This is a genomic window from Rhodococcus sp. GXMU-t2271, assembly GCF_041414735.1.
GTDB classification, from domain to species: domain Bacteria; phylum Actinomycetota; class Actinomycetes; order Mycobacteriales; family Mycobacteriaceae; genus Rhodococcus; species Rhodococcus indonesiensis.
The window spans coordinates 43,455-55,269 of sequence record NZ_JAUIZP010000004.1; the positions used below are offsets into that span (position 1 = coordinate 43,455).

Annotated in this window: 9 protein-coding genes; 7 read left to right on the top strand and 2 right to left on the bottom strand. The window is 71.9% G+C overall.

Going from position 1 to position 11,815, the window contains the following annotated elements; all coding sequences use genetic code 11:
• Positions 1-38: 38 nt before the first annotated feature.
• From QYS60_RS02715 to QYS60_RS02725, 3 genes are all read left to right on the top strand, one after another.
• Positions 39-2,393 carry an IniB N-terminal domain-containing protein gene (locus QYS60_RS02715; protein ID WP_371382374.1) on the top strand — a complete coding sequence of 785 codons (2,355 nt, stop codon included), beginning with the start codon at positions 39-41 and terminating at the stop codon, positions 2,391-2,393.
• 119 nt (positions 2,394-2,512) lie between these two features.
• Positions 2,513-4,339 (top strand): dynamin family protein, encoded by a 1,827-nt coding sequence (locus QYS60_RS02720; protein WP_371382375.1) that lies wholly within the window; start codon positions 2,513-2,515, stop codon positions 4,337-4,339.
• Positions 4,336-5,787 carry a dynamin family protein gene (locus QYS60_RS02725; protein ID WP_371382376.1) on the top strand — a complete coding sequence of 484 codons (1,452 nt, stop codon included), beginning with the start codon at positions 4,336-4,338 and terminating at the stop codon, positions 5,785-5,787. The genes QYS60_RS02720 and QYS60_RS02725 overlap by 4 nt, the downstream gene beginning before the upstream one ends.
• A gap of 73 nt (positions 5,788-5,860) precedes the next feature.
• Here the strand turns inward: QYS60_RS02725 and QYS60_RS02730 are convergent, their stop codons facing one another.
• Together QYS60_RS02730 and QYS60_RS02735 are read right to left on the bottom strand one after the other, a co-directional pair.
• Complete coding sequence (locus QYS60_RS02730; RefSeq protein WP_371382377.1) at positions 5,861-6,769, bottom strand: hypothetical protein; 909 nt, start codon at positions 6,767-6,769, stop codon at positions 5,861-5,863.
• A gap of 169 nt (positions 6,770-6,938) precedes the next feature.
• Positions 6,939-7,436, bottom strand: coding sequence for a hypothetical protein (locus QYS60_RS02735; protein WP_371382378.1), 498 nt, complete (start codon positions 7,434-7,436; stop codon positions 6,939-6,941).
• A 239-nt stretch (positions 7,437-7,675) separates the two neighbouring features.
• Between QYS60_RS02735 and dnaK the strand changes: the two genes are divergently transcribed.
• The 4 genes from dnaK to QYS60_RS02755 are packed head-to-tail and all read left to right on the top strand — an operon-like array spanning position 7,676 to position 11,783.
• Positions 7,676-9,520 (top strand): molecular chaperone DnaK, encoded by a 1,845-nt coding sequence (gene dnaK / locus QYS60_RS02740; protein WP_003938409.1) that lies wholly within the window; start codon positions 7,676-7,678, stop codon positions 9,518-9,520.
• A complete protein-coding gene (gene grpE / locus QYS60_RS02745) occupies positions 9,517-10,161 on the top strand; it encodes a nucleotide exchange factor GrpE (protein WP_289379443.1) in 645 nt (214 codons plus the stop codon). Before dnaK ends, grpE begins: the two co-directional genes overlap by 4 nt.
• 33 nt (positions 10,162-10,194) lie before the next feature.
• A complete protein-coding gene (dnaJ, locus tag QYS60_RS02750) occupies positions 10,195-11,376 on the top strand; it encodes a molecular chaperone DnaJ (protein WP_371382379.1) in 1,182 nt (393 codons plus the stop codon).
• Positions 11,376-11,783 (top strand): heat shock protein transcriptional repressor HspR, encoded by a 408-nt coding sequence (locus QYS60_RS02755; protein WP_003938406.1) that lies wholly within the window; start codon positions 11,376-11,378, stop codon positions 11,781-11,783. The genes dnaJ and QYS60_RS02755 overlap by 1 nt, the downstream gene beginning before the upstream one ends.
• Positions 11,784-11,815: the final 32 nt, after the last annotated feature.

Consider the following 11,815-nt stretch of genomic DNA (forward strand, 5'->3'; position numbering starts at 1 on the left):
GTAGCGTGAATCGCAGAACACCGACCCCAGGAGATGCGATGTCCACCAACGCTGTGCTCGACTTCATTCTCAGCCTGCTGCGCGACGAGGAGGCCCTCGCCCGCTACTGCGCGAACCCCGACGCCGCCCTGGCCCAGGCCGGACTGGCCGACGTGTGCCACGCCGACATCGTCGCCGTCGCACCCCTGGTCGCCGACAGCGGACTGTTCGCGGGCACGGCCGCCGAACTCACCGCGGCACTCGGCGGGGCGGCGGGCGCGGCCGGCGCCATCGGTGCCGGTGCGGCCGGAGGTCTCGCCGGGGGTCTGGCCGGCGGTGCGGGCCTCGGTCTCGCCGGCGGTGCCGGCCTCGGTCTCGCCGGTGCCGTCGGCGGTGGACTCGGCGGCGGGCTCGGCATCGACACCGACTTCGCGGCCGAGCTGGCCGCCGGCCTCACCGGCACGCTGGGCGCGGCCCTGGAACTCGGCGGCGAACTCGGTGCCGCACTCGGCGCGGCGTTCGGCGCGGCCCTCGGTGCGGGCGGTGCCCTCGGCGGCATCGGTTCCGGTGCCCTCGACCTGGCGGGCGACCTCGACCTGGGCGCGGTGCTCTCCGGTGCACTCGCCGGCGGCCTCGGACTCGATGCCGCAACCGGCGTCGTCGCCGATCTGGGCGCGGCGCTCGATGCCGCGCTCGGGGCGACGGCGGGGACGGCGCTCGACCTGTCCGGTGCGCTCGAAGCCGCCTTCGGGGTCGGTGGCGAGCTCGGTGGCCAGCTCGGTGGGGCGCTGGGCGGGGTGCTCGACACGGCACTCGCCGCGGGCGGTGACTTCTCCGCCGCCGTCGAGGCGGCACTCGCCGGGGGCGCGGATCTCGCGACGGCCGTCGGCGCGACCCTCGGCGGCGCGCTCGGCCTGGGCACCGAACTCACCGCCCAGCTCGGTGGCGCCCTCGACTCCGTCCTCGAGCTCGGAACCGGCCTCGCCGGTGGTCTGGACCTCGACGCTCTCACCGGCGTCACCGCCGGACTCGGTGCCTCGCTGTCTGCGCTGCTCGAGGCCGGCGGCTCCGTCGCCGGTGATCTCGGCGGCACGCTCGGTGCCGTGCTCGAGGCCGGCGCCGACGGAGGGCTCGTCGGGGGCATCGACCTCGGGGCCCTCCTCGGCGGCGACGCCACCGGCGGCCTGGACCTCGGCACCGCGGTCGGCGGGCTGCTCGGCGGCGCACTCGGCCTCGAGAACTCTGCCACCCTCGAACTCGGCAACGCCCTCGACGTCGCGCTCGACCTGTCCGCATCCGTCGAATCGAGTGCCGACGGCACCCTGTCCGCGGTGCTCGGCTCCGCGTTCTCCGTCGGCGGGGAGGCCGGCGCGAACCTCGGTTCCGCGCTCGGTGGCGTGCTCGAGGCGGGCCTCGGTGGCACCGTCGACTCCACCGCGGACCTCGGTTCGCAGCTGGCCACCGCTATCGGCGGCGGTCTGGGCGTCGACGCCGACCTGACGGGTCAGCTCGGTTACGCCCTCGACGGTGCGCTCGACCTCGGCGGGCAGCTCGCCGGCGGCGGCGAGGCGGCGGGCGATCTCGCCGGTGGTCTGAGCGGTGGCCTGGATACCGTCGCCGACCTCGGCGCCGGACTCGGTGGGGGCCTGACCGGTGGTCTCGGCGGGGCGGCCGACCTGGGCGGGGAGCTGGCCGGTGGACTGACCGGTGGACTCGACAGCGCCGCGGATCTGGGAGCGGGTCTCGGTGGGGGCCTGACCGGGGGTCTCGGCGGGGCGGCCGACCTGGGCGGGGAGCTGGCCGGTGGACTGACCGGTGGCCGCGACAGCGCCGCGGATCTGGGAGCGGGTCTCGGTGGGGGCCTGACCGGTGGTCTCGACAGCGCCGCGGATCTGGGTGCGGGTCTCGGTGGGGGCCTGGCCGGTGGTCTCGACAGTGCCGCGGATCTGGGTGCGGGTCTTGGTGGGGGCCTGACCGGTCGTCTCGGCGGGGCGACCGACCTGGGTGGCGAGCTCACCGGTGGCCTGGACAGCGCGACCGACCTGGGCGGCAGCCTCGGCGCCGGCCTCGAAGGCGCCGCGGGCGGCGCGTCGCAGCTCGGGGGCGCCGTCACCGGCGGTGTCGAGGGCGCCGTCACCGGCGGTATCGAGGGCGCGGCCGACGCCGGCGGCTCGCTCGGTGCCGGCCTCGGCGGTGCGGTCGAGAGCACCTCGCAGCTCGGCGGCCAGCTCTCGGGCACCGCCGACGGCGCGACCGGTGCCTGGTCGTCGATCGACGCCGGCGACGTCTTCGGCAGCGCCGGCGGCACCGGCGGCCTGTTCGGTTCCGCCGAAACCGGCGCCGACTTGCACGGTGGGATCGACGCCGGCGCCGGCGCGGACACCGACCCGGACTTCGACACCTTCCTCGGCTGACTCACTGCACGGACCCCGATGCCGGCCCCGCGTGCACCACGCGGGGCCGGCGTTCTTCGCAGAGGACATAATCTCGGTGCAGCCCGCACTCCGACAGAAGGCGAGTCGAAGCGATCACCATGCACACGTCCTCCGCAGATGCCGCCGCTCGCCGCGCGGCCCTCGTCGACCTGATCGACGCGGCCGCCGAACACATCCGCGCCGCCGAGCGCGGAGACCTCGCCGCCAGGCTCGAGGCGGCGCGCACCCGCGTCGTCGACCCACGCCTGCGGGTCGTCGTCGTCGGCCAGCTCAAACAGGGCAAGAGCCAATTCGTGAACTCGCTCCTCAACCTCGAGGTGTGCTCGGTCGGCGACGACGAGACCACCGCCGTCCCCACCGTCGTGCAGAACGCGGACCGCACCTTCGCCGAACTCGTGCTCGCCGAGCCCGGCCGTGATCCCGTCCGGGTGGACCTGCCCGTCGACGAGCTGCAGCGCGTCACGCCCGCCACGCCGCGCGCGGGTGGCCGCGAGGTGCTCCGCCTCGAGGTGAACGTGCCGAGCCCGCTGCTCGCCGACGGACTCGTCCTCGTCGACACGCCCGGTGTCGGTGGGCACGGAAACCCGCACGCCGCAGCGACATTGGGACTGCTGCCGGCGGCCGACGCGGTGTTCGTCGTCTCCGACGCCAGTCAGGAGTTCACCGAGCCGGAACTGAGCTTCCTGCGGCAGGTGCTGCAGCTGTGCCCGGCCGCGGCAGTGTTGATCACCAAGACGGACCTGTACCCGCACTGGCGCGAGATCGTCGCCGCGGACCGTGGGCACCTGCAGCGCGCGGACCTCGATGTGCCCCTGCTGCCCGTCTCGTCGCTGCTGCGCAGTCACGCCCTGCGCCTCGACGACGCGTCGCTGCACGAGGAGTCGGGCTTCGAATCGGTCTACGGGTTCCTCCGCGAGCGGGTCGTCGCGCGCGGGGCCGACGTCGCCCGGCGTTCCGTCGCGCTGGACGTGAAGTCGGTCGTCGAGCACGTCGCCCTGAGTCTGGGCAGCGAGCTCGCGGCGCTGCGCGATCCCGAGACCGGTGCGGCGGCCGTCGCGGAACTGCAGCGGGCCAAGGCCGCCGCGGAGGCGCTGCGTACGCGGGCCGCCCAGTGGCAGCAGACCCTGGCCGACGGGATCGCCGACCTCGCCGCCGACATCGACCACGACCTGCGGGACCGGCTGCGCCGCGTCACCCGCGAGGCCGAAGCCACCGTCGACGAATGCGACCCGGGCGAGGAGTGGCCCCGGATCGGGGAATGGCTCGGGGATCAGGTCGCCGAGTCCGTCGGCGACAACTTCGTGTGGGCCCACGAGCGTTCGGTGTGGCTCGCCGAGGTCGTCGCGGGGCACTTCGCCGACAGCGGTGCCGTGGACCTGCCCGATCTGCACCTCGGCGACCTCGAGGGACTGCTCGAGCCCGTCTCCCGGCTCTCGGACCTCGAATCGGGCCGCATCGGTGTCGGCCAGAAGATGCTGGTGGGAATGAAGGGCTCCTACGGCGGCGTGCTCATGTTCGGGCTGATCACCACGCTCATGGGTATGGCCCTGGTCAACCCGATCTCCGTCGGCGCGGGAGTTGTGCTCGGCACCAAGGCCTATCGCGACGACAAACAGGCACGCATCGCCAAGCGCCGCGCGGACGCCAAGGTCGCCGTTCGCAAGTTCACCGACGACGTCGGGTTCCAGGTGGGCAAGGAGTCGAAGGACCGGCTCCGGCTGATCCAGCGCCAGCTGCGCGACCACTTCACCGAGCTGGCCGAGCAGACGTTGCGGTCGCTGTCGGAGTCGCTGCGCGCCGCGCAGGAGGCCGCGACGGTCGAGGAAGCGCAGCGGCAGCGTCGCGTCGCCGAACTCGAGACGCACGTGCGGGCGTTGACCACGCTGCGCGAACGGGCCGCACAGCTGGCCGGGGTCGACGCGTGAGTGTCGAGCAGGCCCGCGAACTCGTCGCGGCCGCGCGTGCCCGGTACGGAAGCGACCCACGCGCCGCCGAGCAGCTTGCGCTGTGCGCGGCGCGGCTCGAACAGCCACTGCGCGTCGCGCTCGCCGGATCCCTCAAGGCCGGCAAGTCGACGCTGCTCAACGCCCTCGTCGGGCAGGACATCGCCCCCACCGATGCCACCGAGTGCACACGCGTCGTCACGTGGTACCGCAGCGGCTCGACCCCCTCGGTCACCGCGCACTACGACGGCGACCGGATCCTGCCGGTGCCGGTGCAGCGCCGCGACGGCCGGCTCACCTTCGATCTCGGTGAGCTGACCGCGGACCGGGTGGACCGGATCGACGTCGAATGGCCGGCCAGTGCGCTGTCCCAGACCACGATCATCGACACGCCGGGCACGTCGTCGCTGTCCCAGGACGTCTCGGCCCGGACGTTCGAGCTGCTGACCCCCGACGACGACGCCTCCGGCGCCGACGCCGTCGTCTACCTCATGCGCACTCTCGGGGCCGCCGACGTGCAGTTCCTCGGCCGGATCGGCCAGCACGTGGGCGGCGAATCCGGCCCGCTCGGCGTGATCGGTGTGGTCTCGCGTGCCGACGAGGTCGGCGCGGGCCGGATGGACGCGATGATGTCGGCCAAGGAGGTTGCGGCCCGGTTCGCCGGCGAGCTCGAGCGCACCGGACTGTGCCAGGCCGTGGTGCCGGTCGCGGGGCTGCTCGCGCTGGGCGCGCGGACGTTGCGGCAGAGCGAGTTCGCCGCGTTCGAGGCGCTCGCGCGGGTGCCGTCGCAGGACCTCCAGGTGGCGATGCTGTCGGCGGATCGGTTCGCTCGTCCCGACATCGCGCTGCCCGTCGACCCGGGCACCCGGGCGCACCTCGTCGACCGGTTCGGCCTGTTCGGGATTCGCATGGCCGTCACGCTGATCGGTCTCGGCGTGCGGGACTCGCCGACGCTGGCCGCGGAACTGGTGGCGCGCAGCGGGCTCGACGAGCTGCGCCAGGTGATCGACGTGCAGTTCGGCCAGCGCGCCGATCAGCTCAAGGCCCATTCGGCGCTGATGTCGCTCGAACGGGTCCTGCGCGCCCACCACGACGGCCCTCTGCTCGCCTCCGTGCAGCGGCTGCTCGCCGACGTCCACGGTTTCACCGAGCTGCGCCTGCTCGGCCGTCTGCGCTCGACCCGGGTCACGCTGAGCGAGGACGACGTGCTCGAACTGCAGCGGCTGATCGGTGGTTTCGGTATCGGCCCGGCCCAGCGCCTTGGTCTCGCGCCGGATGCGACCGTCGCCGAGATCCACGCCGCGGGTGTCGCCGCCGTCCGCACCTGGCGCGCCCGCGCCGAGCACCCCCTGCTCGACCGGTTCACCGCGAACGCGTGCAGCGTGGCGGCCCGCAGCGGCGAGGGCATCCTCGCCGACGTCGCAGGCTGATGCGCGCGTCGGTGCCTCTTGCGCGCGTAAGAACCCGCGCAAGAGACACTTTCGCGCGCAAGGCTCGTGGGCTTCAACGTCGCGCCCGCTGTGCCGCCTGTTCGAACCGCGCCTGCACGATATGGAAACGGAACAGATCCGGCCACGTCCACCGGATCACCTCCAAGCCGAGCTGCCGGATGGCGTCCTCCCGCAGCTTTTCCCGGCGGACGATCTCGGCGGTCGCACCGGGCTCGTCGGCACCGTACTTTCCCATGCCGTCGAACTCGCCGGCGATTCCCTCCCAGTAGAAGTCGGTGCGCGCGACGAACTGGCCTTCGCCGGTCCGCAGCTCGTGCTGCAACTGCGGCCGGGGCATCCCGATTTCGAGCATCCGCAGCCGGCTGAGGGATTCACCCGGGCTTTCGCTACGTCCGTCCAGGAAGGGCACCACCCGCCGGGCGGAGGCGACGCCGGCCTTCGACCCCGCGGATGCCACCGCGGCGGACAGGGCGCCGGGGTCGACACGGCGCAGGCGCAGTGCCGAGTCGCCGATCACCGTGGCGCGGTCCGCGGGCAGGGTGCGGGCCAGATCGACGACGGTGCGGGCGGCGGAGGTGACCGGCAGTCCGTCGCACGTGGCGATCTCGTCGGCGGCACAGCCACCGACGTGGACGTGCAGGTGGGGGGTCCGGCGGCCCCCCGACGTGCGTCCACGGGTGACGTGCACGCGGGAGAGGTCCACGTTCCACAGGTCGAAGCCGTGGAGGACGGCGGCCGAGACGTGGCTGAAGACCGCGTCGGCGTCCAGCGTGGGAGCCACGGCCTCCAGGCGCAGCCGATGCCGGTCCACGTCGTCGAGGCCGTCGGTCTCGTCCCGGCGAAGATAGATGCCCGGAGCGATCTTCCGTAGTCGTCCCGTTCGCAGGGCGTGGCGTAGTTCGGCAGGTGTGTGTCCGGAGGCGATCAGGGCCGCGCGCCGTAGTGGAGTCGGGTTGTTCATACCGCTCAGCGTGCGGTCTACCTCCGTCCGTGATGCGCGCTCAGCGCGCGTGCGGGCGGGATCTGTGGACGAAGGCGCCGGTTGTGGACAACTCCTTGCGCGCGTCGGTGCCTCTTGCGCGCGTAAGAACGAGCGCAAACGGCACTTTCGCGCGCCACGAGAGGTGAGGTCAGCGACGCCAGGCCGCGACGGCGCCGACGACGGTGAGCCCGGCCCACAGCAGGGGAGCCCACAGCAGGACGCCGGCGGTGGCGTCGCCGGCGTCGGCGAGGACGCTGCGGGCGGCGACGGCCGTGGCGACGGTGGCGGCGGAGACGACGGCGAGCGCGGGGCGGGCCCAGGGCCGGCCGCGGCGCAGCAGTTCGAGGAAGACGGCGGCGAGCGCGACGAGGAGCAGGCCGGCGGCGGCGAAGCCGGCGAGGGTGAGGGTGACGGTGTCGGCGATGCTCTCGGCGGTGGTGCCGGGGTTGGCGCTGCGCAGGGACTGCTCGAGGGCGTCCCGGACGGATTCGCGGTCGAGGTAGACGGCGCCGAGGAGACCGGCGAAGACGACGAACGACAGGACCCAGGCCGAGACCGCGGCGCCGATGCGCGGGCCGGGTGTGTCGGCGGTGCGGAGCGGGGTGACCGAGAACTCCGGGCGCGGCGGCTGCGGACGTGTGCTCACCCCGGGATCGTAGCTTCCGGCATTTCGTGTGATGCGAATCACGATGGGAACAACCTGCGGTGGTGTGCCGTTGGAGAAGGCAGACAACTTGAGCGACTGCGACTCAACTTTGACTTGACTGGGGATTCCCAGCGGGTGCAAGCTTGAGTCGACTGCGCTCAGCTGAGTCGGATCGGCTCAGGTTGTGCATGAACACCCATGTGGCACGGACGTGCCGCAGCGAAGAATGGAGAAGCACTATGGCTCGTGCGGTCGGTATCGACCTCGGAACCACCAACTCCGTCGTTTCCGTGCTGGAGGGCGGCGAGCCCGTAGTCGTCGCGAACTCCGAGGGATCGCGCACCACCCCGTCGGTCGTGGCCTTCGCCAAGAACGGCGAGGTGCTGGTCGGCCAGCCCGCCAAGAACCAGGCGGTCACCAACGTCGATCGCACCATCCGTTCGGTCAAGCGCCACATCGGCACCGACTGGAGCGTGGAGATCGACGGCAAGAAGTACACCTCCCAGGAGATCAGCGCGCGCACGCTCATGAAGCTCAAGCGCGACGCCGAGGCCTACCTCGGTGAGGAGATCACCGACGCCGTCATCACCGTCCCCGCCTACTTCGAGGACGCGCAGCGCCAGGCCACCAAGGAGGCCGGGCAGATCGCCGGTCTGAACGTGCTGCGCATCGTCAACGAGCCCACGGCTGCCGCCCTCGCCTACGGCCTGGACAAGGGTGAGAAGGAACAGACCATCCTGGTCTTCGACCTCGGCGGCGGCACCTTCGACGTGTCCCTGCTCGAGATCGGCGACGGCGTCGTCGAGGTCCGCGCGACCTCCGGCGACAACCACCTCGGCGGCGACGACTGGGATCAGCGCGTCGTCGACTGGCTGGTCGAGAAGTTCAAGGCGCAGCACGGCGTCGACCTGACCAAGGACAAGATGGCACTGCAGCGTCTGCGCGAGGCCGCGGAGAAGGCGAAGATCGAGCTGTCGAGCTCGCAGTCGACGTCGATCAACCTCCCGTACATCACGGTCGACGCGGACAAGAACCCGCTGTTCCTCGACGAGCAGCTCTCGCGCAGCGAGTTCCAGAAGATCACCTCCGATCTCCTCGACCGCACCCGCGCGCCGTTCCAGCAGGTCATCAAGGACGCCGGCATCTCCGTCAAGGACATCGACCACGTCGTCCTGGTCGGCGGCTCGACCCGTATGCCCGCCGTCACCGACCTGGTACGCGAGCTGACCGGTGGCCGTGAGCCCAACAAGGGCGTGAACCCGGACGAGGTCGTCGCCGTCGGCGCCGCCCTCCAGGCCGGCGTCCTCAAGGGCGAGGTCAAGGACGTGCTGCTGCTCGACGTCACCCCGCTGTCCCTCGGCATCGAGACCAAGGGCGGCGTGATGACCAAGCTCATCGAGCGCAACACCACCATCCCGACCAAGCGGTCGGAGACCTTCACCACGGCCGACGACAACCAGCCGTCGGTGCAGATCCAGGTCTTCCAGGGTGAGCGCGAGATCGCGGCGCACAACAAGCTGCTCGGCTCGTTCGAACTCGGAGGCATCGCCCCGGCTCCGCGCGGCGTCCCCCAGATCGAGGTGACCTTCGACATCGACGCCAACGGCATCGTGCACGTCACCGCGAAGGACAAGGGCACCGGCAAGGAGAACACGATCAAGATCCAGGAGGGCTCCGGCCTCTCCAAGGAGGAGATCGACCGGATGATCAAGGACGCCGAGGCGCACGCCGAGGAGGACCGCAAGCGTCGCGAGGAGGCCGAGGTCCGCAACCAGGCCGAGTCGCTCGTGCACCAGACCGAGAAGTTCCTGCAGGAGAACGCGGACAAGGTCGCTGCCGACGCCAAGGGCAAGGTCGAGGCCGCGATCAAGGAGACCAAGGACGCCCTCGCCGGCACCGACATCGGTGCGGTGAAGACCGCCGTCGAGAAGCTCGCGACGGAGTCGCAGGCCCTCGGTCAGTCCCTGTACGAGTCGCAGGCCGCCGACGCGGGTGCTGCCGCCGGTGACGGCGCGGCTGCGGGCTCGGACGACGTCGTCGACGCCGAGGTCGTCGACGAGCCGACCGACTCGGAGAAGAAGTGACGGCGGGGCAGCCCGAGCAGGAGCCGGTGACCGTCACCGACAAGCGTCGGATCGACCCCGACACCTTCGAGGTGCGCGACCCGGACGCCGGGTCGCAGCCTGTGGAGGAGGCGGACACCGAAGCTCCGGCTGCGGGAGAACACGAGGAGGCCGCGCTCGCGGCCGAGCCGTCGCCCGAATCGGCTCAGCTGGCCGAGCGCACCGCGGACCTGCAGCGCCTCACCGCCGAGTACGCCAACTACCGGCGTCGGGTGGAGCGCGAGCGGGTGGCCACGACCGAGGCGGCCAAGGCCTCGGTGGTCACCCAGCTGCTCGACGTCGTGGACGACCTCGACCGGGCCCGCGCGCACGGCGACCTCGAGCAGGGGCCGCTGAAGTCGGTGGCGGACAAGCTGACCGGCGTCCTGTCGGGCCTGGGGCTCCAGGCCTTCGGTGACCCGGGCGACGCCTTCGACCCGGAGATCCACGAGGCCGTGCACATGGAGGGCGACGGCGCCAATCCGGTGCTCGACACGGTGCTGCGCAAGGGATACCGGCTCGGTGAGCGGATCCTGCGGCACGCGATGGTGACCGTGACGGACACGGTCCCCTCGGGCGACGCACCGGCCGAAAAGCCGGATTCCGGTGCGGACAACGAGTAAGTACAGAGAAGAAGCGAGAGGAGGAGACACCCGGTGAGCCAGAGGGAGTGGATCGAGAAGGACTTCTACAAGGAGCTGGGTGTCTCCTCCGACGCGTCGGCCGACGACATCAAGAAGGCCTACCGCAAGCTGGCACGGGACCTGCATCCCGACGCCAACCCCGGGGACACCAAGACGGAGGAGCGCTTCAAGGCGGTCAGCGAGGCGTACGCCGTGCTGTCCGATCCGGCCAGGCGCAAGGAGTACGACGAGACCCGCCAGATGTTCGCCTCCGGCGGCTTCGGCGGCGGATTCCGTCCCGGTGCCGGTAGCGGAGGGTTCTCCGGCGGCACCACCACCTTCGATCTCGGCGACCTGTTCGGCGGCGGGGGAGGTGGGGCCGGCGACCCCGGTCTCGGCGATCTGTTCGGCGGTCTGTTCAACCGCGGCGGCGGTGGAGGCGCGCGCACCACGTCGCGACCCCGTCGCGGGTCGGACGTGGACGCGGAGACGACGCTGGACTTCCGCGACGCAGCGCTCGGGGTGACCGTCCCGCTGCGGCTGACCAACCCGGCGCCGTGCACCACCTGCCACGGCAGCGGTGCCCGTCCCGGCACCAGCCCGCGGGTGTGCCCGCGCTGCAACGGAAGTGGCATCGTCTCGCGCAACCAGGGTGCGTTCGGATTCTCCGAACCGTGCGACGACTGCCGGGGCACCGGTTCGATCATCGACGAGCCGTGCACCGACTGCCGGGGGTCCGGTGTCCAGAACCGCACCCGCACCATCACGGTGCGGATCCCACCCGGGGTCCGGGACGGCCAGCGCATCCGGCTGGCCGGCCAGGGCGAGGCGGGACTGCGCGGCGCCCCGTCCGGTGACCTGTTCGTCACCGTGCACGTCCGCGCCGACAAGGTCTTCGGCCGCGACGGCGACGACCTGACGCTGGTCCTGCCGGTCAGCTACGGCGAACTGGTGCTCGGCACCACCGTCTCGGTTCCCACGTTGGAGGGACGGGTCGGGCTGAAGATCCCGGCCGGCACCGCCGACGGGCGGGTGCTGCGGGTGCGCGGGCGCGGCGTCCCGAAGCGCGGGGGCGGCGCCGGTGATCTGCTGGTGACGGTCAAGGTGGCCGTGCCCCAGCATCTGGACGATCAGGCGATCGAAGCGCTGCGGGCGTACATGCACGCGGAGCAGGCGAACGGCTTCGATCCACGGGCGGGCTGGGCAGGTGCATGATGAGCGAGAACCGCAACCGGAACGATTCGCCGATGGACCCCGACGCCCGGGTCTACGTGATCTCGGTGGCGGCGGAACTGGCCGGCATGCACGCGCAGACACTGCGCAACTACGACCGGCTCGGTCTGGTCACCCCGCACCGCACCCGCGGTGGTGGACGCCGTTACTCGCCCCGCGACGTGGCGCTGCTGCGTGAGGTGCAGCGCCTGTCGCAGGACGAGGGCGTGAACCTCGCGGGTATCAAGCGGATCATCGAGCTGACCAATCAGGTCGAGGCCCTGCAGCAGCGGGTGACGGAAATGGCAGCCGAGATCGCGCAGCTGCACGCGTCGCGCCGGGCGCTGGTGCCGATACCGCGCAGCAACGCGCTGGTGGTCTGGAAGCCGAAGCACCAGCGCGACAGGTAGCCCCGGTCAGCCCCTGCATTCACCCGATACCG

Coding starts and splice junctions, on each gene's coding strand:
- QYS60_RS02715 (WP_371382374.1), top strand. CDS start 39: ATGTCCACCAACGCTGTGCTCGACTTCATTCTCAGCCTGCTGCGCGAC.
- QYS60_RS02720 (WP_371382375.1), top strand. CDS start 2,513: ATGCACACGTCCTCCGCAGATGCCGCCGCTCGCCGCGCGGCCCTCGTC.
- QYS60_RS02730 (WP_371382377.1), bottom strand. CDS start 6,769: ATGAACAACCCGACTCCACTACGGCGCGCGGCCCTGATCGCCTCCGGA.
- dnaK (WP_003938409.1), top strand. CDS start 7,676: ATGGCTCGTGCGGTCGGTATCGACCTCGGAACCACCAACTCCGTCGTT.
- QYS60_RS02755 (WP_003938406.1), top strand. CDS start 11,376: ATGAGCGAGAACCGCAACCGGAACGATTCGCCGATGGACCCCGACGCC.